This window comes from Acinetobacter sp. YH12039 (genome assembly GCF_013420015.1).
Taxonomy (GTDB): domain Bacteria; phylum Pseudomonadota; class Gammaproteobacteria; order Pseudomonadales; family Moraxellaceae; genus Acinetobacter; species Acinetobacter amyesii.
Genome location: NZ_VOZA01000022.1, coordinates 20,224 through 40,896, shown reverse-complemented (window position 1 = coordinate 40,896; position 20,673 = coordinate 20,224). Strand labels below are relative to the sequence as shown.

Here is a 20,673-nt window from a genome sequence, read left to right as displayed (position 1 = left end):
TTAATCTTTTTTAAAACACGTAAACAATTAAGCTTTTACTTTCTTGCTACGGTAGTCTTCTACAGCAGCTTTGATTGCATCTTCAGCAAGTACAGAGCAGTGTACTTTTACTGGTGGAAGTGCAAGTTCAGTTGCAATATCAATGTTCTTAATTGCTTGAGCTTCATCAAGAGTTTTGCCTTTTAGCCACTCTGTTACTAATGAGCTAGATGCAATTGCTGAACCACAACCGTAAGTTTTGAAGCGAGCTTCTTCAATTACGCCATTGTCATCAACTTGAATCTGTAGACGCATAACATCGCCACAAGCTGGTGCACCGACCATACCTGTACCAACGTTTTCTGCATTTTTGTCTAAAACACCAACATTACGAGGGTTTTCGTAATGATCAATTACTTTTTCGCTATAAGCCATGACGCTTCTCCAAACCTCGGGGTCAGCCTTAAGATTAATATGGGGGTGAAATTACGTTAATCAATGAGATAGCCTTAAAATAAAAGCTATCTCACCGGGATGAATTAGTGTTCAGCCCATTCTACAGAATTAAGGTCGATACCTTCTTTGTACATGTCCCAAAGCGGTGAAAGATCACGTAGTTTTTCAACTGCTGCTTTAGTAATTTCAAGTACATGGTCAATATCGGCTTCAGTGGTGTATTTACCAAAGCTGAAACGAATCGAGCTGTGAGCCAATTCGTCTGAAAGACCCAATGCACGAAGTACATAAGATGGTTCTAAAGTTGCTGATGTACATGCAGAACCAGAAGATACTGCGCAATCTTTAAGTGCCATCATTAACGATTCACCTTCAACAAAGTTAAAGCTGACGTTTAGATAGTTTGCAACGTTGTATTCTGGGTGACCGTTCAGGAAGACTTGTTCAAGACCTTGTAAGCCATTCCAAAGTTTGTCACGAAGTACACGAATACGAGTTTGTTCGGCATGTAGGTTTTTGCCTGCAAGTTCGAACGCTTCGCCCATACCCACGATTTGGTGAGTCGCTAGCGTACCTGAACGCATACCACGTTCATGACCGCCACCGTGCATTTGCGCTTTAATACGTACACGTGGTTGACGACGTACATAAAGAGCACCAATGCCTTTAGGGCCATAGATTTTGTGGCCAGAGAAACTCATCAAATCAACTTTCATTGTTGAAAGATCAATTTCTACTTTACCAGCAGCTTGCGCAGCATCTACATGGAAATAAGTTTTGTTTGCACGAGTCAATTCACCGATTGCAGCTACATCTGTAGTTGTACCGATTTCATTGTTCACCATCATCAAAGATACAAGAATTGTATCTGGACGAAGGGCTGCTTGAACCATTTCAGGTGTGATTAAACCTGTTTTTGCTTCTGGCTCAAGATAAGTAATTTCGAAGCCTTCTTCTTCAAGCTCGCGGCAAGTATCAAGAATTGCTTTATGTTCAATTTTACTTGTAATAATGTGCTTGCCTTTAGATGCATAGAACTGAGCAATACCTTTAAGCGCAAGGTTGTCAGATTCAGTTGCACCAGAAGTCCAAACGATTTCGCGTGGATCAGCTTTTACTAGATTAGCAACTTGTTCACGTGCATATTCTACTTTTTCTTCTGCCTGCCAGCCGTAAGCATGAGAACGAGAAGCTGCATTACCAAAAGTACCGTCAAACGTTAGACATTCCATCATACGTTCTGCGACTTGAGGGTCTACAGGTGTAGTTGCTGCATAGTCAAGATAAATAGGACGCTTCATGTCAAATACCTGTAACCGATAAAAGGGCTGAATCAAAGTTTGCTGAATTTTGACGAATAGATACGGTTTGAACGTTATCGCGTGCTACAAGGTCAGCAAGGGTGATTTTTGCAAGATAATCGGCAATGTGGTGGGAGAGTTCCTGCCATAAATCGTGAGTCAAGCACATTGCACCATTTTGGCAGTTGCCTTTGTGGTCACAACGGGTTGCATCAACTGTTTCATTTACAGCTTCAATAATTTCCAAAACAGTGATGTCTTCAGCACTACGAGCAAGGTGATAACCACCGTTTGCTCCACGGATGCTGGAAACTAAGCCGTGACGCTTTAATTTTGCAAATAACTGCTCAAGATAGGCCACTGAAATGGTTTGACGAGCTGCAATTTCTGCAAGAGTGATCGTTTGTTCAGTTGGCTGCAAAGCTAGATCAAGTAGAGCAGTCACTGCGTAGCGACCGCGAGTTGTTAAGCGCATGATTCGATACACATGTTAAGTCTAGATGTGCAGATTTTATGAATCCTGACTAAAATAGTCAAGTTTTTTTGAGATTGTTTATTTGTTTTATTTTGTCTGAAAAATTATATATTTATTTGAACCACACATTATACACTAATAACGTTATTAAAAGAACAGATATTAGACTAAAAGCGATATTAATCCGTTTTTGACGACGTTCGATACGCTTAATACGGTTTTTGTATTGTTTAACTTCAACTTGCAGCGTGTTGATTTTTGAGCGTTGCTGTTCGATTTTTTCTAAAAGTGGGGCAATACGTTTTTTAGACGCAACGATATCGTTTTCTTCGACAGGTTCAGACAGCCAGTGTTTCCAGTCAGATAAAATTTTCGGCACACTAAATAATGAAACCAGATCACGAAATTCATCTTTTAGAACTACATCACCATCGATACGCATGGTTTTGATGCTTTTACGATTACCAAAGACAAAGATTTTCACCAAATCCATTAGTGTCGTACGGACATCAAGGTCGATCGCTTTATCTGGGGATTTTGTGTCGAAAAGAATACCGTGTTCAGTAAACTGAACATAAAAATCAAAATAAGGGATATAGCTATTTATCTTAAGTGCGACTTTTTGATCAACAAATTTTTTAGCTTGTAATGCTACAACGCGGTCATGTTTTAAAATGAAAGTAAAAATCGTTTCTAAAACAATCAGGGTCATAGTAAGCAACAAATGTGGTTGAGCTTGTGTTTGTTGCGTATCACTCATAAAAAAAATGTCCTTGTTAAAATCTGAAAGCACTGGAAACTGAGCATCCTGCTCTAGAGGAACTTAGAATATACCAAAAAGTTGGTAATTCACCAGCTTTGTAGAACAGTTTAATCAATCTATCAAGTCATATGTTTGCTATTATGTTGTTAAAATGAAGAATCACATGTTGCTGTGCACATAAAATAATCAGGAGAAGTGCGGATTATGGAAAATACAGAAAGCATAATTGATGATGCACAAGAAAAAGCAGAAAAGCCGGCTAAAACTCGCGTACGTAGTCATTCTGACCGTCGCTCTAAAATGGATTTTCGCAAATATACCAAACAGATTTGGTTGGCTGGATTAGGTGCTTTTTCACGTGCTGAGGGTGAAGGAAATAAGCTTTTTGACTCTTTAGTCAAAGTTGGAGAGGAGCTTGAGTCCAAAACGATTGATATTGCAGATCAAACTGTCGAAAAAGTTTCAGAAAAAGCCAAAGAATCTGTAACTGATACGAAAGATAAAGTAGAAAAAATTTTAGATAATGGTGTTAATCATTCCTTAAACCGTTTAGGATTGGTGACTGTAAAGGATTTACAGCACGTAGAAAGGCTTATACTTCAATTACATACTAAAGTTGACCTATTGGCCGAAGAAAATGCCCAACTGAGGGCCGAAATACTAAAAAAACACTAACTTTTTTACTATTATCGAATTTTCAAGGTTTTTTTCGTCAAAAAATTCTATAAAAAGAGGTTGAGGAGTATTGCGTTTAACCCTAAAGCATTGCTATAAAGGCGTTATGGCGTTTTATACAAATTCTTGAACCTTAAATAAACGATATTAAGAGGACGTAATTTTCATGAATAAATCAGAATTAATTGATGCAATTGCCGAAAATGGGGGATTATCTAAGGCCGATGCCGGTAAAGCTTTAGATGCTACAATTGCTGCAGTTACCAATGCTTTAAAAGCTGGTGATACAGTTACTTTAGTTGGTTTCGGTACTTTCAGCGTTAAAGAGCGCGCTGCACGTACTGGTCGTAACCCACAAACTGGTGCGACTTTAGAAATCAAAGCAAGCAAAGTTCCTAGCTTCAAAGCTGGTAAAGGCTTGAAAGATTCTGTAGCTTAATCTTATTAAGCACATGAGACGCGCCATTATTTGGCGCGTTTTTTATTGGTAAATGTGATTAATTGATATATCGCATTCATTCATCTCGGGTTTTCGGTTAAAATTCACCGCAAATAAAATATTGGAATACTTATGGAATCGTTTCGTAAAGTCATTAAGGGTTGGCTGGGCAAGGTCTTGCTCGTTTTGTTTTTGACCCCTTTAGCACTTGTAGGTATTGAAGGATATTTTAGTGGTGGATCTAAAGATGCAGCAAAGACTGTAAACGGTACTGAAATTTCTCAAAAAGAACTCGAAGCACTGACGAACTCATTAAAAGAACAATATCTGGCATATGCTCAGGGTGATGAAACATTATTGAATCAAAATTTCATTAGCAATAAAGCGATGGATACTTTGGTTTCACGCCAATTGTTATTGCAACAAGCTGATAAATTAGGCATTAGCTTGAGTGATGCACAAATTGTGCAAATGATTCATCAGCAGCCAAGCTTCCAAGTCAATGGTCAATTTTCTGATGAAGCGTTTGGGAGATACCTCGAATCGATTGGTATGACGAACCGCACATTCATTGATAACTTACGTAAAGACCATGCTTTAAAAATGTTGTCTACAACATTTATGGAATATGCATTAGTGAGTAAGCTTGATATCTTGCAAATTGCGAACTTACAAACGGAACAACGTAGTATTCAGTTGGCCAGCATTAATCTTGAAAATTACAAGAAAAATGTAAAAGTATCTGATGCTGAAATTGCCGCTTATTATGAGCAGCATAAAAACAAATTTAAGCAAGCAACCAGTGTTGATGCTGATTTTGTCGTATTAACACCTGCCAATATTACTGCACCAGTAGAAGCTGCAACTGATGCTGAATTGAAAGAAGCGTATAACAGCTTTGTTGAGAATGCACAGAAGTCAGTTAAACCACTCGTTAAGCACATCATGATCACTGCGGACAATCGTTCAGATGCCGAAGCTAAAAAACTGGCTGAAAGTGTTCAAGCTAAAATTAAAGCGGGTTTAAGCTTTGACCAAGCTGCAGCGCAATTCTCTGAAGATCCGGAATCTAAAGCAAAAGGTGGTGAACTGGTTGCTTATGAAAAAGGTGTATTTGGTGATGCATTTGATGCAGCAGTTGAAGGTGCTCAAGCTGGTCAAGTGACAGCTCCTGTGAAAACAGACAGTGGTTATCACTTGATCGAAAAAGTGGCGCCAGCTGTAAAAGTGGCTTCATTTGAACAAGAAAAAGCACGTCTGCAAGCAGAAGTCGCTGCTTCGAAAAAAGCCAATGTTTTTTCTGACACTGTAAACAGCCTCAATGACATGGTCGTGAGCAGTGATGCCCTTGATGTCGTGGGTCAAGAAGTGAAAGGCGTAAAAGTACAATCATTGAATGGCTTAACATTAGCATCGCAACATCCAGTTTTAAGTGATGCAAACGTCAAAGTTAAATTGTTTAACGATGATGTTAAAAATGGTGAACGTAATGTTTCATCGAGCATTCAGTTGAAAAACGGTGATGTGGTTTGGGTGAAAGTGCGTAACTATCATGCTGCGGGTGTTCAAACTTTAGCTGAAGCGAAAGCGCATGTGAAAACTCAGCTGATTGAAAAGAAAGCGTCTGATGCTGCAAAAGCCCAAATTCAAGCGACATTAAAAGAGTTTGCTGCAAAACCTGCTGCTTCAGTTGCGAAAGGCAGTTTAAACTTTGAAAATGCGGGTACATTCACTCGTGCGGATGGTTTGTTAAAACGCGAAATTCAACGTGCTGCATTTAGTGTAAAAGCGCCGAAAGCAGGTCATTGGTCTGTTACTACGACTAATCTACCAAATGAATTGGTTGTGGTTGCTGTGACTGCAGTGAACAAACAATCTGATGCGACATTAACGGGTGAGCAGTTAGATGAGTTAACAAAACTTTATCAACAGCTTCGTGGTCAACAAGAATTTGATGACTACACACGTTATCTAAAAGATCATGCCAAAATTAAATAATTTAGGCAGCTTTAAAAAAACCAGCTTTCGAGCTGGTTTTTTTATGTTTAAGTTTAATGCATCACACTTTAAGAAAAACTTTTAAAAACAAAGATTAAATAAAATTGACTATTTAAATAATTCTCTTAAATTGAGTTTGGGAAGGCAGTTTCCTAAAAAATATAATGATGTGATTTGAGGGTGCTATGCAAAAGATGAGAGATTTAAACAGTATTTTAAAAAATATTTTGGGACAAGTTGAAATAAAGCAGTTGTTGATTCAGGGGAAATCACAGCATCAGCATATTCCCTCAACACCAGAAGTGACAGGACTAAATGACCTTTTAACTGGCACGGCAGAGCCAAAAACATGGGTGATCATTTCGGTCGGTGAAACTTTTACACGGGTCAAAGTGGATAAACAAGGACATTGGCAGATTGAAAATCCACTTAAAGAGGGCGGAGTTGTCACAATTTATGCGGCAAATCATCATGGCTTACGCTCAGAGGCAATAATGATTGCTCCAATTGCAGAGCCAATTGTACTACCGAAGATGCCAGAAATTCTTGAAAAAGGTGAATACTTGATAGGTAAAGCTGAAGCAGGAAATACGGTAGTTGTGACCTATGGTGAGCAAGAGTTTATAACAGTTGCTGATGAAAATGGCGATTGGTCGATGCTCAATCCTTTAACGACCACAGGTGCAATAAGTGTTGTGGCAATTGATCAGGACGGTAATCGTTCTGAGGCGTTGCATACAGCGCAAATCATTTTACCGCAAGCTGTTACGATTTTAGAGTCTGGCGCGGTGATATCAGGTACTGCCGCACCAAATACGACAGTTGTGATTGAGTCGGATCAAGCGGTCTATCGTATTCAGGTCGATGAAAATGGTGATTGGTCAATAGAAAATCCAGTGGCAAATGGTGGCACGTTGATGATTGTTGTGGAAGATCAATTTGGTCAGCAATCTCCTGCGATTGGCTTGGCATTTCCATTTATTCAGACCCCGCCTGAAAATCCAAGCTATGTACTGCCAGCGCCAGAAGTGACGCTAAATAGTGAAAAACTCGAAGGTAATGTATTTCAACAGGCTAAAATCATTGTGACAGCCAATGGTCAAGAGTACGTGACGTATGCCAATGAAAGTGGTTTCTGGTCGATGGATAACCCGATTCAAAATGGCGGTTTTGCAACAATCGTGGCGGAAGACAGTCGTGGTGTTCAATCGCCTGAAATCTCAATAGCTAAACTGATACTTGCACAACCTGAATCATCAGCTGAACTTACAGAGATTTTACTGGTAAGTGATGAACTGAGTGATGAACAAACTGAAAACCAAAATGACAGTCAAATTGAGCCGATTCAATCTGTGATCAATCTAGATACGCTTTTACAGGATGCGAATGAAGTCCCAATTGTATTGCACACCGATGAACAGGATTTGATCGCATTGGGCAGCGATGTTTCAAATCCGCCCGCTATACTTCCTGCGCTTGAATATCCAAGCTTACTCATTGAAGCTCCACTGACACCGTCTGATTGGCTTGCTTAGAAATATGAACCAGCTTCCGAGCTGGTTTTTTTTGGTTTAAATTGACAGATATAATTTTTATTTAAAAGATTTGGCATATGAAATATTGACTCTAGCATCGTAGATTGGTGTTCTCAAAAAATAATATGAAAAAAATAACTCATCACAACAAAGGATTAAGCGGATGATATCTCTGTATATGCCTCAATGTAAACGTTTAAAGAACCCGTTATTGCGATGGATGGATCATTATTTTAAACACATGATACAGATGCTACTAACGATTTGCGTTGCCAGTAGTATTCAAGCTGCAGAACTAAACTTTCAAAAAGTTTTAGAGCAGGAAAGAGCTTGGGCGGGCTTGAGTAGTAAAAAAGTCAAAAATAATGAAATCGAGTGGACATATAGTGAAGGAGGAGATCCACGAAAACCGACGCTGTTATTGCTACATGGTTTGTCAGGCACGCGTGATAATTGGAACCGCGTTGCCCGTTATTTAACGCCCAATTATCATGTCATTATTCAAGATCTGCCAGCACATGGAGCACTATTGTCACAGATCAATTTGATCTATCAATTCCAAATTTAACTGAAAAATTACGACGATTTATTGATGCTGCAAAGTTAGATCCAAATTTACATATCGCAGGGCATTCGATGGGTGGTGCAATTGCCATGCTCTATAGCGCTCAGTATCCCTTAGAAGTGAAATCTTTATTGTTGGTGGATTCGGCTGGTGTCTTTAAGTCGAGCAATACAGTATATTTAAAAGATACGGCAAAGCTTGCAGAGCTAGTGGTCAGAAAAACCGGTGATTTTGATCGCGTGATGAAGATCGTGATGCAATCTCCGCCTTTTATTCCACAAGAATTAAAAATTGGGCAAGAAAAGTTGATGATAGTTCAGTCTAAACATACCAATAAAATGGTGGAACAACTGCAAAAAATGGCGACCTTGTATACGCCAGAGTCCTTTGCTTTGGCTGCACGAGGCATTGATGCACCTGTGTTTATTATCTGGGGGGAAGCAAGATCAGATTATCAATGTTGAAGTGGCAGAAGAACTGAGAAGCTTATTTAAAAAAGCCGAAAAGCCTCTGATTTTAGACCATATTGGTCATATGCCTATCTTAGAAGCGGAGCAGTTAATGGCGTTGCCATATTTAAAGTTTCTTTCAACTGTTCAATGAATCAAATCGGTAAAGTGGGTGAAAAAAAAGCGAGAAATATCTCGCTTTTTTAAACTTAATTAGATACTTTGAGTCGATTTAAGTACGTACTTTAATTTCATAGCCAGTGTATTTTCGAATATTAATCACACCGGTATCCAAAATCAGATACTGACCTTTAATCCCTTGTAATTTTCCTCGAATAATCGGTGTTTTGTCCAAATTATGCGATTTGATTTTTTCAGGATATTCATCTACCGGGTAGATAAATTGGCGTGGCAACTCATCTTCTAGCAGTTCAACGGTTTCATTAAACTCTAAATTTTGGCTAAATTCTTCACGAATGGTCTGAATTTTTGGTGCGAATTCTTCCACTAATTGGTCGCGAATTTCGATCAGGTTGATCGGTTCTGCTTCACCTTTGAGCAATTTACGCCAATCGGTTTTATCGGCCACTTGCGTACCAAACATGACTTCAAGCTGACCAGATAAACGACGTGAACCAACTTTCATAATAGGCAAAGCTTGCGTCGCACCTTGGTCTAGCCAACGTGTAGGCATTTGACCCAATCGGGTAATCCCGACTTTTAAGGCACTTGAATTGGCTAAATAGACAATATGCGGTTGAAAGCAAACTTCATGGGCAAAATCATCTTCACGGCAAGTCCCGAGATGATAATGACAGGTTTCAGGCTTCATGATGCACATATCACAAGAAGCCTTAGTCTTCATGCATTTGAAGCAATGACCTTGTGAATACGATTTAGGTGTTTTTGCGCCGCAAGAAATGCAGTAGATATTTCCAGTGGCTTCGATTTCAATTTCTTGACCAAGGCTAAACGGTAGATCAACTTCTGAGCGATCTAGAATAAATTTATACTCAACATTTGCCTTGTGTGTATGTTGATCAGTTACACTAAGGTCTTTAAGACCTGCATGCATTTTATGGCAAATGCCTTGTAGTTCCATACGAATACTCACTTCATTATTAAGGATGCGGTCAATGGCTGAACAAAATGTCATCACTTCTATGCTAGACGATTTGTCAAAAGAGCAGTCCATTTCAACCGCAATCTGTATTGGTCAGGATCTTGAACAATACAATCAATTTCATCCAATTCAATGGCAACATTTTAACGTAACTGAGTTTTTAAATCTGCCTTTTACCCAGCGTTTTGACCTTGGATTTGTGATTCTTGATACTGAAACGATGTTGAGTTTGGATCAGCAGCAGAAAACGCAGATGTTGGTAAAATTACGTGACCTATTTGCCAAACGCATCGTGGTGGTGAGTAAATTACACGATGAACAATTATTACGTGCTTTAGGCTTTACTCAGCTCATTGATAAAACCACGCATGAAAGTGATTTTGCTTTATGGCAGTTTAATATTTTGACTTATAAACACATTCCAGATTGGTTTAACTCTAAATTTTGGGCAAATCCTGAAAACTGGGATAAATTCCGTTGGTAACAAATACTTAGCCTGCGAGAAATTGCAAAAATTAACAAACATTTATGATAAAACTGTGTTTTCCCACGTATGCTGTAATTAAGTTTACTAGGTTTCACTGGGAAAAATAAAATGACAAATTTAAATAATATTGTTGAGATCTTAGCAAAGCAGGCTCTTGGTGATGCAAACAATCAAAATCAACAAGGTGGCTTGGGCGGTATTTTAGGTTCGGTGTTGGGTCAATTGGGCGCAAATGCAGGCACTCAAAATACCCAAAACAATGCTCAAAACCAAGCGGGTGGTTTGGGTGGAATTCTTGGCTCTGTGTTGGGCCAACTGGGGGGTGCAGCGCAACAGCAGCAACGTAGTAGTGGTGGTAATGCTTCAACAATTTTAGTTGCAGTGTTACCTCTGGTGCTGGCTTGGATTCAAAAACAAGGGGGCCTACAAGGTGCTTTGGATAAATTACGTGGACAAGGGTTGAGCAGTCAGGTTGATGATTGGGTATCTACAGGTCCAGGCGATAATGCTGCTGTGAATAATCAACAAGTACAAAATTTATTTGATGATGCCGAAGTGGAACAAGTTGCACAAGAAACTCAAACTCAGAAACAAGATGTGTATAGTGCGATTTCAACGGTATTGCCGCAAATTATTGACTCATTGACGCCACAAGCTGGACAAACCAATCAGCAAGAAGCGAATGCTGATATTCAACAAGTGATGAATTTGGTCTCAGGTTTCCTGAAGCGTTAATCAAAATATCGATTTAGGTATTTGATTGAATACAAGCCAGTGAACACTGGCTTTTTTATGATTTGAAAAATGATAACAATGTGACGCTTAGATTGTCACTAGGATGGATTAAATAAACGGTTCGACATACTGATTTTTTTGCCAATATAGTGTGATTTTTTTTGACGAATCAAAATGATTTTCGACTGAAACTCTAACTCACCAAATTCTGGCTCAACTTGCACATAATGTAGTTGACCAAACTCATCACGCACCCGCGCTTGAGCTGAAAAGCCGGGACGGGCATTTCCACTTGAAATGGTGGCTAGACGACCGAGTAAATTAACCGTTTGTTTTTTATATTTGGGCGGGATAACCTGATCCAAACAATGAATCATAAATACCGTAAAGAATATGGCAATAATCAACGCAGGTAAAATTAAATAATAAGCGGGAACGAATTGACCTTCTTTGGCATGGATGCAAAACTGAAGTACATAGCCTGCAAAGCTAAAATTCATCAGTAAAAAGAACAAAATCAGAGACTTGGAAAATTTGACATTCAATAATGCCAACTCTTGTATGCGCTGAGGGGCAATTCTTTTTAAAACTTGGCTAGGACTAATATTGATATAGTAGCCAATGGTTTCAACCATGCCCAATAACAGTACGGCCAATAAACTTAAATGAAAGGGTATTAAGTTATAGTCTGTTAAAAATGCGGACATGGTTGTATTCCAGTGTTTATTCTTCTGTGAGGTAGATTCCACCATCAGAATGCACGTTAATGTTCACTTTTTCAAGGGCTTGACCTTGGCATGGACCAGAAATACATTCCCCAGATTCGACCATAAACAGGGCGCCATGTGTTGAGCACTCAATAAATTCTTGGTCACGATCTAGAAACTGATTTTCTAGAAACTCAAGTTCTACGTGCAAGTGTGGGCAGTTATTTTGATAAGCGTAAAACATGCCGTCGCGTTGGGTGATAAAAATCGTTTCGCCATCAGGCGTTTCGAATGATCGTGCTTCACGTTCAGGTACATCATCAGTCATGCAAATTTTAAACATTAAGCACATTCCTTTTGAAATGATTGTAAAAGCTGAGCATAGTCTTCAACTGCTAGGCGTGGACCAAACTGAGCCACAACTTCACTTGAAATCAAGATGGCAAGTTCAGCAGCCGTTTGATAGTCATGACCTGCATTGAGTGCATACAGGAAAGCACCAGCAAATGCATCACCAGCACCATTGGTATCTACTGCGGTAACTTTACGACCTGGCACGGTAAATGTTGCTGCTTCATTATGGATTAAGGCGCCTTTGGCACTTAATGTAATTACAATGTGTTTGCTTAGTGATTGCAATTTAGCAAGCGCAGCATCTAAATGATCTGTTTCTGTGTACATCAGCGCTTCTTGTTCATTACAGAACAATAAGTCCACGCCATCATCGAGTAGCTCATCTAGACCTTGACGTGCATATTGCACCATTGCTGGATCAGATAAGGTCAATGCAATTTGTACACCATTGGCTTTGGCGATTTGACGTGCTTGTTTTACCGCAAGACGTGCGCTGTCTGATGTTGAAAGATAACCTTCGATATATAACCATTTCGCAGTATTTAAGCTGCCAAAATCAATTTGGCTATCAGTCAATTCCGCAGTAATACCGAGGTAAGTATGCATCGTACGTTCAGAATCAGGGCTGACCAATACCATACATGTGCCAGTTACACCTTCACTGATTGATTGAGTTGCAGTTTGGATGCCAGCGTCGTTTAAACCATTTAGGTAAATTTGACCTAAGTCATCATTGCCGACACGACAACCATAAAATGCAGTTCCGCCTAAAGCACTAAAAGCAACCGTTGTATTTGCTGCAGAACCACCAGAAGCTTGACCTTTATATTCTTGAGTGGCTTTTAGATTGTTATAAAGGGCTGCTTGAGTATCGCCATCTGTCAGTTGCATCGTACCTTTTTGCAGATTGTGTTGAATTAGGAATTCGTCAGAGACTTTAAATTCTTGGTCAATAAGTGCATTACCAATTGCAAAAAGGTCAACAGTTGCCATGTTGTATGTTCACATCAAAAAAATGAAAGTGCTAAGTTTACACGAATGCTCAGGATTGCTGTAGTTTGTTGAAGAAAATTCAATTAAAGGACAAGTGTGTATAAAAATCGGGCAAATCCATTATATTTTTACATTTTTTTTGAATTAGTTGCCGTTTTAATCAGCTTTGCTATTGTGCAAATCGAAAAATTTTACTTTTATAGAGCTATAGGGTGTTCAGACTGAATCAAGATGATTTGGTCATCATAAATAGATAACAGATTAAAAGTGTGAATATATGGAAATTACGATTCGTCCAGCAGAGCAACTTCCTGCTCAAATCGAAAATATTGCTGCTTTGGCGCAGCATGAAGGCTATACATTTATACACCGTTTAATTGAAGAATATCAAAGTGGTAAAAATCGTTTTGACCAAACGGGTGAGCAATTATTGCTTGCTTATGATGGCGATAAATTAATTGCTTGTGGCGGTTTAAATCAGCAATGGGGTGATACTGGTGTAGAAGAACGGATTGGACGAGTTCGCCGTTTCTATGTGCATCCGCAGTACCGTCAGCATGGCGTGGGTAAGCAGCTATTGGTGGAATTGGAAAAGGGTGCAAAAAAACACTTTTCTGCACTGTGCTTAAATACTGAGCTTAAAAATGCTGCAAAATTCTATCAAAAACAGAATTATGTCTATGTCGAAAGTCATCCAAATTATAATTATTTTAAATATCTAGTTTAGTTTTAAATCCACAAATAGACAGTAAATACTGTAAATGAAGCATCCGATATCGGGTGCTTTTTTTCTTGTGACAATTCTAAAAAAAGAGTGCCTTATTTTAAGCAAAAATTCATTTCAGTTATCGAAGATATAAGCATCAAAATAACTGCATTGAGTGATGCATATGCATATGCAAGTGCATGAACTACAAGACTACGTTAAAAAAGTCCCCCAGATTACCGCGCTGTTTTGGTTGACAAAATTTTTGCGACCACCTTTGTTGAAACCAGTGGTGATGCACTGTCCATGTCCTTAAATTTGGGCTATTTACTCAGTACCTTTATTTTCGCAGGCATATTTATCAGTCTGCTGTATTTTCAAATACAGTCCAAAGCCTATAAACCTTATTTATATTGGGCCACGATTATTGCCAGTACTACGGTCGGTACGACTTTAGCGGATTTTGTAGATCGTTCTTTAGGGATTGGCTACTTGGGTGGTAGTTTTCTGTTACTCAGTTTGGTGCTCATATCGCTTTTTAGTTGGTATCGAGTCGAAGGGTCAATCAATCCAAGTGTAGTGAATTTGCCGCGCATACAGATCTTTTATTGGTTGACGATTACATTTTCTCAAACATTAGGTACGGCTTTGGGGGACTGGACTTCCGATAGTGCAGGATTAGGCTATAGCGGTGGCATTTGGCTATTTGGTGGTTTAACTCTATTGATGGCGTTGTTGTACTTTTTTAGTCGGGTCTCAAAGACGATTTTATTTTGGGCTACTTTTGTTTTGACACGTCCATTGGGCGCAGTTGTCGGCGATTTTTTAGATAAGCCCATCAGTTCAGGTGGATTGGATTTAAGTCGCTTTATGGCTTCTTTTGTATTGTTATTGGCGATTGTGATTTGCGTCTATTGGTCAACACGAAATGATAGGCAATCCATAAAATCTGTCTAAATGTTTTAGTGCGAAAACAAGTGATTTTTAAAATTAAAGTTCAAGTTGATTAAAACAGTTGGAAATGTTGTTTCGGTGAATCTAGTTGTGATTTTTTAAGGTATACTTTGCCTAATTTAAATGAATAGATTAGGAGCACACATGACTGTAGATGTCACTGAAACCATTTCTCAAACTGTACATCCTGCGTTTCAGTTGATTCGTCAACATCATGTTGAAGCTTTAGACATTTTAGTGTCTGAATATAAACACAAAGTGACTGGCGCGGTGCATTATCACTTAGCCACAAACCATGACGAAAACGTATTTTTAGTTGCCTTCCGTACACAGCCGATGGATTCAAAAGGTGAGGCGCATATTCTTGAGCATACAGCACTGTGTGGCTCAGAAAAGTTCCCTGTACGTGACCCATTCTTTTTAATGATTCGTCGTTCACTCAATACGTTTATGAATGCGTTTACCGCAGCGGATTGGACGGCATATCCATTTGCAACGCAAAACAAAAAAGATTTCCAAAACTTGTTAGAAGTTTATATGGATGCTGCTTTTGCTGCGAATTTGAACCCGCTTGATTTTGCGCAAGAAGGGATTCGTATTGAGCTAGAAAATGGAGAAGCTGTATATAAAGGCGTGGTATTTAATGAAATGAAAGGTGCCATGAGTTCACCTTCAGATCAGTTGTATCACCAACTTGCCCATCATTTATTCCCAGAAACGACATATCATTACAACTCAGGCGGTGATCCGAAAGACATTCCTGACTTAAGTTATGAAGAGCTAGTAAGTTTCTACAAATCACATTATCACCCAAGTAATGCGGTGTTCATGACCTTTGGTAATGAGCCTGCTTATAACTTACAAGAACAGTTTGAAACGCTTGCTTTGTCAAAATTTGAAAAAGGTCAAACGCTGTATTCAAAACCTGAGCGCCGCTTAACTGCGCCTGTAACGGTAACTGAAACGTATGCAGTTGATGCTGAAGACCTCAAAGACAAAACCTATCATGTGCTTTCTTGGTTATTGCCAGAAGCAAGTAATATCAAATTACGTTTAGGTATGCGTTTGGTTGAAGGTGTATTGCTTGAAGATTCTGCTTCACCATTACGTCATTATTTAGAAACCTGTGGTTATGCGCAGTCTACTGGTCCATTTATGGGCGTAGATGACTCAAACTATGAAATGACGTTCTACTGTGCAATTCAAGGTTCCAACCCTGAGCATGCAGAACAATTTAAAAATGGCGTGTTTAAAGTATTAGAAGACGTTGCGGCTAAGCCTGTTGATTCGGCTTTAGTTGAAGCGATTTTGCATCAGATTGAATTGCATCAGCGTGAAATTAATGGTGATGGTACACCATATGGCCTAAGCTTAATTCTGAATGGTTTAAGCAGTGCGATTCACCATTCAGACCCTGTGGATGTCTGGGATGTGGATACGGCCATTGAACAAGTGAAGGAAGAGTTGAAAGACCCAATGTGGTTATCCAACTTAATCAAAACTTACTTGCTTGATAATCAACATCGTGTGCAATTAACTTTGGTTCCAGATGCTGAAAAAAATGCGTTGGAAGCGGCAGCAGAAAAAGCACGTTTAAAAGAAATTGTTGCGAACTTAACTGAAGCGCAAAAAGCAGAGATTATTGCGCAGACTGAAGCACTGAACATTCGTCAAGATACCCCAGATGATTTGAACCTATTGCCTAAAGTAGGTTTAGAAGACGTTCCTGCACAATTACAGATTGTACAAGGTCAATTACGCGAAATTATCAGTAATGGATTAGATACACCGTTAAATCTTTACCACGCAGGCACCAATGGTCTTTATTACCAACAAGTTTTAATTCAGATTCCTGATGAAGTGGTGCAATCGCCGTATTTCAATCTCTTATCGATTTTGATGGGTGAAGTTGGTGCAGGTGAATACGATTACTTAGAGCTACAACAGTTGCAAACAGCTGTGAGTGGCGGTTTAGGTATGGGGGCATCGCTGCGTTCAAAAGTGGATGATAAAGGTCAAATTAGTGCTTGGCTAACGTTGACCACTAAATCATTGGTGAATAATCTTGAAGCCATTCGCTTATTGAAATTGGCTTTTGAACAGCTACGTTTTGATGAAAAAAATCGTATCGTAGAGTTATTGCAACAACGTAAAGCACGTTGGCAGTCACGTGTATCTGGTTCTGGTCATAGTTATGCAATGCAAATTGCAGGTCGTCAACATAGTGCATTGGCGCTACGTGATTATCATAATACAGGCCTAGGCGCGCTGAACTGGCTGTCAGAACTTGTCAGCAAAATTGAGCAAGACGACACGGCTTATAATGCCTTGATTGATGAGCTTAAGTTAATTCATAACCGTTTGCTTAAAGCACCAAAACAATTCTTGGTGGTGTGTGAAGAACATCATTCAGACCGATTGGTTGAGGAAGTTCAAACCATTTGGGATAAAGTGGCGATTGATGATAACCCACATGCTTTAACTCAAGTGAATTTTGCAGATAGCAACAATGACGAAGCTTGGCTCATTCAAGCCAATGTTCAGTTCTGCGCTTCAGCATATCCTGCGGTGGAAGTGTCGCATCCTGATGCAGCACCTTTAATGATTTTGGCGGCTTATTTGCGTAATGGCTTCTTGCATAGCGCGATTCGTGAAAAAGGTGGTGCTTATGGTGGTGGTGCAAGCTATGACGGTAATGCATGTTCATTCCGTTTCTATAGCTACCGAGACCCACGTTTAGCTGAAACGTTTAAAGATTTTGACGCAAGTGTGCAGTGGCTACTGAATGCTGAACAACAACCGCATCAGCTAGAAGAAGCGATTTTGGGTCTAATTGCTAGCATGGATAAACCGGGATCACCAGCGGGTGAAGCTATTACAGCTTGCTACGCTTTATTGCATAAACGCACGCCAGCTTTCCGTCAAATGTTACGTGAACGTTTGTTGAATGTGACTTTGGAAGATCTAAAACGTGTTGCTGTAGCGTACTTGGTTGAACAACAACCGACAAAAGCTGTGGTTGCACCGGTGGCTAAGCGAGATGCTTTGGTTGAGCTTGGTTTCGAAATAAAACAAGTGAATTAAAACAAAAAAGGGGTTTTTATGGCGTTCAAATCTCTTGAGCGTACGACATTGCAACTGAGCCTCATTGCGCTCAGTTCAATGTATGTCAATACTGTAAATGCACAAAATGCGGAAGTGGCTGTTAAACCAGCTACCGCTGAAGCATGTGTGGCACTTGAGTCAAATGCAGAGCGATTATCGTGTTATGACGCTTTGTTTAAAGTGCAACCTGCTGAAAAAGAAATGTTGGTTTCTGAGCGCCAAGCCGCCCAAGAAATTAAACCTGAGCCGACAGAGAAACTAACTTTCAAAGAAAAAGTCAGTCATGCGTTTACGGACCGTTTATTTGCTGTAGAAGCACCGAACCTCAATCCAAATCTTTCACTATTGGATAGTCGTTGGGAGCTTTCTCCAGAAAGTAAATTGGGGACGTGGAATATTCGTGGCTATCAACCTGTGTATTTAATGCCGGGATATTGGACTTCGGATAAAAATGAACGTCCATCAAGCCCGAATCAAAACAACACGGTACAAGCCGATCAGGAACAAAACCTGAAATCGATGGAAGCCAAATTCCAATTGTCATTAAAAACCAAAGCTGTTGAAAACTTATTTGGTGATAATGGTGATATCTGGTTGGGCTATACCCAGTCATCTCGTTGGCAAGTCTACAACGAAGACGAATCACGACCATTCCGTGAAACCAACTATGAGCCTGAAGCCAGTCTGGTTTTCCGTACCAATTATGAACTCTTGGGTTTGAACTGGCGTATGCTGGGTCTAACCTTTAACCATCAGTCTAATGGGCGTTCTGATCCTTTATCGCGGAGTTGGAATCGTGTCATGTTAAATCTTGGATTTGAACGTGACAATTTTGCACTGATGTTACGTCCTTGGTATCGTTTCGAAGAAGATACCAAAGATGATAACAACCCTGACATTACCGATTATGTGGGACGTGGGGATTTAACAGCGTTTTATCGTCATAAAGATCATGACTTTAGTTTGATGTTACGTCATTCATTGAAAGGTGGTGATGACTCACATGGTGCTGTGCAGTTTGATTGGACTTTCCCAATCAATGGTAAATTGCGCGGCACAGTTCAATTGTTTGATGGCTATGGTGAAAGCCTGATTGACTATAACCATCGGGCAACCTACGTCGGTGTTGGTGTGTCATTAATGAATTGGTTTTAATGATTGCTCAATAATTAATTTACGGACGTAAAAGTAATTTCGCATTTTTAAGATGCTTTTAAGTCTAATCGACGGAGTCTTATATCTAGGGATTGAATAAAGGGATTAGCCTTCGGCTGGAGGTACTTTTGTTTCGGCAAAAGTACCCAAAACCATTGTCATCCGCAAAACTCGCTCTCTAGCGTCTATTTACTTAAAGTATCGCAAAAACATTTTTGATTAGAAGTCATCCTGTCTCAAACACTTGCGGATGACCTTACCACGTATCGTTCTTTCATTTGAATCAAATTACGCTACTGATGTTACTATGTAACATCAGTAAATAAAAAAACCATGCTATGGCGTGGTTTTTTTTATGGCGGAGAGAAAATGTACAAATCAACCGATTTGGATCTCAGAAGGTGGGTGTTTTAACCGACTCTTCTTCGGTGTAGCAATCAGATAAGCCAGTGTTAAGGGGCCAAGACGGCCTGCGAACATTAATAACATCAGGGCGACTAAACTGGCGGGTTGTAAGTCACTGGTAATGCCACGAGATAGACCAACGGTGCAGGCAGCGGATACTGCTTCAAAGAGTAAGTCTAAAAAGCGTTTGTCAGGCTCTAGTAATAATAGACTGAAAAAACCAATGAAAATCAACGTAACAGTAATGAAAATTACCGCTAATGCTTTGAAGGTGGTTTTTTCAGAAACAGAATGGTTAAACACACGCAGTTCGTCTTCACGTCTTAAAAAACTGACCACACTGAGTACAACAATAATAAACGTCCCGACTTTGATGCCACCGGCTGTACTGAGAGAACCACCACCAATAAACATCAGTAACATCGTGACGAGTGATGATGCATCGCTCATACTTTCCATGGGCAAGCTGTTAAAACCCGAAGAACGCGGAACTGTTGCATGGAACCAAGCATTGAGGGCTTGGTCACCAAGTGACATCGTGGCTAAGGTAGCCGCATTATTGGCTTCTAATAACCAAATGGTGATGAAGGCAAAGACATTTAAACCTGCAATAGTCGATAAAATCAGCTTGCTATTGGTGCTGAGTTTTTTCCAACTTTTATTGCGCTTAATGTCCATCAGTACCAAAAAGCCGATACCACCAATGATGTAAAGCATACTGATGGTAAATGTAATGAAATAACGGTCAGCAAAGCTCATTAAACTATTGGGAAATAATGAAAATCCACCATTATTAAATGCTGAAACACTATAAAAGGCAGCATAAAACAGGGCCTGGTTAAAATTGTATTCTTGCATCCAAGCGATGGTCAAAATAACCGTTCCCACCATTTCAAAAAATAGCGAATACAGCAGTACGCCTTTAATAGTCATGGTCACTTTGGCAAGACTGGTTTGTCCAATGGTTTCTTGAGCCATAATCTGTTGTTTTAGCCCAATTTTAGGGGACAAACTCATAGCGGCCAATATCGCAAAGGTCATAAAACCGAGACCACCGCATTGTAGTAAACCCATAATCACGACTTTACCAAACACCGTATAGGCTTCGCCGACATTTACAACTGAAAGTCCTGTAATGGTTACGGCAGAGGTCGCTGTAAAGAGGGCATTGATCCAACTTAAATCGCCATGATGTGAATATGGGAGCTTTAACAGCAAGGTGCCAATGATAATTAGCCCAAGAAAACCCAATGCCAAAATACTGGGTGGGCTAAGATTAATGGTATTACGCTGTTTATTGTGCAGTTTCATGTT

General features: G+C 39.6%; 18 protein-coding genes and 2 pseudogenes. 11 read left to right on the top strand and 9 right to left on the bottom strand.

Annotated features, from left to right (window positions below):
* Window positions 1-27: 27 nt before the first annotated feature.
* The 4 genes from iscU to FTT98_RS10575 form a co-directional block, all read right to left on the bottom strand.
* Window positions 28-414, bottom strand: a complete 387-nt coding sequence (gene iscU, locus FTT98_RS10590; RefSeq protein WP_078188667.1) for a Fe-S cluster assembly scaffold IscU — start codon at window positions 412-414, stop codon at window positions 28-30.
* Window positions 415-518: 104 nt separating this feature from the next.
* On the bottom strand, window positions 519-1,736 hold the full coding sequence (locus FTT98_RS10585; RefSeq protein WP_078188666.1) for an IscS subfamily cysteine desulfurase: 1,218 nt from the start codon (window positions 1,734-1,736) through the stop codon (window positions 519-521).
* Window position 1,737: 1 nt separating this feature from the next.
* Window positions 1,738-2,211, bottom strand: a complete 474-nt coding sequence (locus FTT98_RS10580; RefSeq protein WP_078188665.1) for an Rrf2 family transcriptional regulator — start codon at window positions 2,209-2,211, stop codon at window positions 1,738-1,740.
* A 112-nt stretch (window positions 2,212-2,323) separates the two neighbouring features.
* Complete coding sequence (locus FTT98_RS10575; protein ID WP_078188664.1) at window positions 2,324-2,971, bottom strand: hypothetical protein; 648 nt, start codon at window positions 2,969-2,971, stop codon at window positions 2,324-2,326.
* Window positions 2,972-3,178: 207 nt separating this feature from the next.
* Between FTT98_RS10575 and FTT98_RS10570 the strand changes: the two genes are divergently transcribed.
* The 5 genes and pseudogenes from FTT98_RS10570 to FTT98_RS10550 all read left to right on the top strand — a co-directional run bounded on the left by FTT98_RS10570 (window position 3,179) and on the right by FTT98_RS10550 (window position 8,789).
* Complete coding sequence (locus FTT98_RS10570; RefSeq protein ID WP_180022145.1) at window positions 3,179-3,649, top strand: phasin family protein; 471 nt, start codon at window positions 3,179-3,181, stop codon at window positions 3,647-3,649.
* 166 nt (window positions 3,650-3,815) lie between these two features.
* Window positions 3,816-4,088 carry an HU family DNA-binding protein gene (locus FTT98_RS10565; RefSeq protein ID WP_078188662.1) on the top strand — a complete coding sequence of 91 codons (273 nt, stop codon included), beginning with the start codon at window positions 3,816-3,818 and terminating at the stop codon, window positions 4,086-4,088.
* Between the two features lie 132 nt (window positions 4,089-4,220).
* Window positions 4,221-6,086, top strand: a complete 1,866-nt coding sequence (locus tag FTT98_RS10560; protein WP_180177363.1) for a SurA N-terminal domain-containing protein — start codon at window positions 4,221-4,223, stop codon at window positions 6,084-6,086.
* Window positions 6,087-6,271: 185 nt separating this feature from the next.
* Complete coding sequence (locus FTT98_RS10555) at window positions 6,272-7,621, top strand: Ig-like domain-containing protein (protein ID WP_180007821.1); 1,350 nt, start codon at window positions 6,272-6,274, stop codon at window positions 7,619-7,621.
* 250 nt (window positions 7,622-7,871) lie between these two features.
* Window positions 7,872-8,789 (top strand): annotated as a pseudogene (locus FTT98_RS10550) (alpha/beta fold hydrolase).
* A 78-nt stretch (window positions 8,790-8,867) separates the two neighbouring features.
* Here the strand turns inward: FTT98_RS10550 and FTT98_RS10545 are convergent.
* Window positions 8,868-9,737 carry a DUF2797 domain-containing protein gene (locus tag FTT98_RS10545; RefSeq protein WP_078189198.1) on the bottom strand — a complete coding sequence of 290 codons (870 nt, stop codon included), beginning with the start codon at window positions 9,735-9,737 and terminating at the stop codon, window positions 8,868-8,870.
* 34 nt (window positions 9,738-9,771) lie between these two features.
* Here FTT98_RS10545 and FTT98_RS10540 point away from each other — a divergent pair, with 34 nt between their 5' ends.
* The gene (locus FTT98_RS10540; protein WP_180007820.1) at window positions 9,772-10,242 is read left to right on the top strand and encodes a DUF6231 family protein; all 471 of its coding nucleotides are present in this window, start codon (window positions 9,772-9,774) and stop codon (window positions 10,240-10,242) included.
* 111 nt (window positions 10,243-10,353) lie between these two features.
* Window positions 10,354-10,980 (top strand): YidB family protein, encoded by a 627-nt coding sequence (locus tag FTT98_RS10535; protein WP_180007819.1) that lies wholly within the window; start codon window positions 10,354-10,356, stop codon window positions 10,978-10,980.
* A 98-nt stretch (window positions 10,981-11,078) separates the two neighbouring features.
* Here the strand turns inward: FTT98_RS10535 and FTT98_RS10530 are convergent, their stop codons facing one another.
* Genes FTT98_RS10530 through FTT98_RS10520 form a run of 3 tightly spaced genes read right to left on the bottom strand, consistent with a single transcriptional unit; the run spans window position 11,079 to window position 13,034 of the window.
* Window positions 11,079-11,687, bottom strand: a complete 609-nt coding sequence (locus FTT98_RS10530; RefSeq protein ID WP_180041403.1) for an OB-fold-containig protein — start codon at window positions 11,685-11,687, stop codon at window positions 11,079-11,081.
* A 16-nt stretch (window positions 11,688-11,703) separates the two neighbouring features.
* Window positions 11,704-12,030: a Rieske (2Fe-2S) protein gene (locus FTT98_RS10525; RefSeq protein WP_180041404.1), complete on the bottom strand. Its 327-nt coding sequence runs from the start codon at window positions 12,028-12,030 to the stop codon at window positions 11,704-11,706.
* A complete protein-coding gene (locus tag FTT98_RS10520; RefSeq protein WP_078188655.1) occupies window positions 12,030-13,034 on the bottom strand; it encodes an adenosine kinase in 1,005 nt (334 codons plus the stop codon). The genes FTT98_RS10525 and FTT98_RS10520 overlap by 1 nt, the downstream gene beginning before the upstream one ends.
* A 277-nt stretch (window positions 13,035-13,311) precedes the next feature.
* Here FTT98_RS10520 and FTT98_RS10515 point away from each other — a divergent pair, with 277 nt between their 5' ends.
* The 4 genes and pseudogenes from FTT98_RS10515 (at window position 13,312) to FTT98_RS10500 (ending at window position 18,954) form a co-directional block, all read left to right on the top strand.
* Window positions 13,312-13,761 (top strand): GNAT family N-acetyltransferase, encoded by a 450-nt coding sequence (locus FTT98_RS10515; RefSeq protein WP_078188654.1) that lies wholly within the window; start codon window positions 13,312-13,314, stop codon window positions 13,759-13,761.
* A 163-nt stretch (window positions 13,762-13,924) separates the two neighbouring features.
* A pseudogene (locus FTT98_RS10510) lies at window positions 13,925-14,697 on the top strand (hypothetical protein).
* A gap of 141 nt (window positions 14,698-14,838) precedes the next feature.
* Entirely contained in the window at window positions 14,839-17,778 is a 2,940-nt protein-coding gene (locus FTT98_RS10505) for an insulinase family protein (RefSeq protein WP_180177362.1), read from the top strand.
* 18 nt (window positions 17,779-17,796) lie between these two features.
* Window positions 17,797-18,954: a phospholipase A gene (locus tag FTT98_RS10500; RefSeq protein WP_180177361.1), complete on the top strand. Its 1,158-nt coding sequence runs from the start codon at window positions 17,797-17,799 to the stop codon at window positions 18,952-18,954.
* 378 nt (window positions 18,955-19,332) lie between these two features.
* Here the strand turns inward: FTT98_RS10500 and FTT98_RS10495 are convergent, their stop codons facing one another.
* On the bottom strand, window positions 19,333-20,670 hold the full coding sequence (locus FTT98_RS10495; protein ID WP_168378596.1) for a TrkH family potassium uptake protein: 1,338 nt from the start codon (window positions 20,668-20,670) through the stop codon (window positions 19,333-19,335).
* Between the last annotated feature and the right edge of the window lie 3 nt (window positions 20,671-20,673).

Coding starts and splice junctions, on each gene's coding strand:
- FTT98_RS10560 (WP_180177363.1), top strand. CDS start 4,221: ATGGAATCGTTTCGTAAAGTCATTAAGGGTTGGCTGGGCAAGGTCTTG.
- FTT98_RS10585 (WP_078188666.1), bottom strand. CDS start 1,736: ATGAAGCGTCCTATTTATCTTGACTATGCAGCAACTACACCTGTAGAC.
- FTT98_RS10500 (WP_180177361.1), top strand. CDS start 17,797: ATGGCGTTCAAATCTCTTGAGCGTACGACATTGCAACTGAGCCTCATT.
- FTT98_RS10520 (WP_078188655.1), bottom strand. CDS start 13,034: ATGGCAACTGTTGACCTTTTTGCAATTGGTAATGCACTTATTGACCAA.
- FTT98_RS10525 (WP_180041404.1), bottom strand. CDS start 12,030: ATGTTTAAAATTTGCATGACTGATGATGTACCTGAACGTGAAGCACGA.
- FTT98_RS10545 (WP_078189198.1), bottom strand. CDS start 9,737: ATGGAACTACAAGGCATTTGCCATAAAATGCATGCAGGTCTTAAAGAC.
- FTT98_RS10580 (WP_078188665.1), bottom strand. CDS start 2,211: ATGCGCTTAACAACTCGCGGTCGCTACGCAGTGACTGCTCTACTTGAT.
- iscU (WP_078188667.1), bottom strand. CDS start 414: ATGGCTTATAGCGAAAAAGTAATTGATCATTACGAAAACCCTCGTAAT.
- FTT98_RS10575 (WP_078188664.1), bottom strand. CDS start 2,971: ATGAGTGATACGCAACAAACACAAGCTCAACCACATTTGTTGCTTACT.
- FTT98_RS10570 (WP_180022145.1), top strand. CDS start 3,179: ATGGAAAATACAGAAAGCATAATTGATGATGCACAAGAAAAAGCAGAA.
- FTT98_RS10505 (WP_180177362.1), top strand. CDS start 14,839: ATGACTGTAGATGTCACTGAAACCATTTCTCAAACTGTACATCCTGCG.
- FTT98_RS10555 (WP_180007821.1), top strand. CDS start 6,272: ATGCAAAAGATGAGAGATTTAAACAGTATTTTAAAAAATATTTTGGGA.
- FTT98_RS10530 (WP_180041403.1), bottom strand. CDS start 11,687: ATGTCCGCATTTTTAACAGACTATAACTTAATACCCTTTCATTTAAGT.
- FTT98_RS10495 (WP_168378596.1), bottom strand. CDS start 20,670: ATGAAACTGCACAATAAACAGCGTAATACCATTAATCTTAGCCCACCC.
- FTT98_RS10540 (WP_180007820.1), top strand. CDS start 9,772: ATGGCTGAACAAAATGTCATCACTTCTATGCTAGACGATTTGTCAAAA.
- FTT98_RS10535 (WP_180007819.1), top strand. CDS start 10,354: ATGACAAATTTAAATAATATTGTTGAGATCTTAGCAAAGCAGGCTCTT.
- FTT98_RS10565 (WP_078188662.1), top strand. CDS start 3,816: ATGAATAAATCAGAATTAATTGATGCAATTGCCGAAAATGGGGGATTA.
- FTT98_RS10515 (WP_078188654.1), top strand. CDS start 13,312: ATGGAAATTACGATTCGTCCAGCAGAGCAACTTCCTGCTCAAATCGAA.